Source organism: uncultured Jannaschia sp. (assembly GCF_947494025.1).
Taxonomy (GTDB): Bacteria; Pseudomonadota; Alphaproteobacteria; order Rhodobacterales; family Rhodobacteraceae; genus Jannaschia.
Genome location: NZ_CANLTQ010000182.1, coordinates 1 through 279, shown reverse-complemented (window position 1 = coordinate 279; position 279 = coordinate 1). Strand labels below are relative to the sequence as shown.

General features: G+C 67.0%; 1 protein-coding gene. It reads right to left on the bottom strand.

All coding sequences use genetic code 11. From position 1 onward, the window contains the following. Positions 1-5 precede the first annotated feature (5 nt). On the bottom strand, positions 6-279 hold a 274-nt coding region (locus tag Q1B08_RS21860; RefSeq protein ID WP_299823616.1), incomplete at its 5' end, for a phage holin family protein.

Sequence of the window (279 nt, the reverse complement as noted above, 5' to 3'; positions counted from 1 at the left end):
GCGGCTCAGATCTGGTCGCGCGCCATCTCTCCGTCCTTCTTGACCTGCCGAATGGTCCGGTCCGGAACCAGGTTTCCGGGATCGAGCTTGCTCAGTCCGTTGCGCAGCAGAAGCGCGCCGATCACGGCAAACACCACGCCGACGAGCAGGGCTGCCAGCCCCTCGTAGGTCGGAAGCGTCCGTGCCGCGTCGAGGGCGGCTTCGACATTCTGATTGATCGCAGTGACCACCTGGGCCTGCCCCTCGTCGAGCCCGTCGAGCGCGACGACCTCCCGAGCC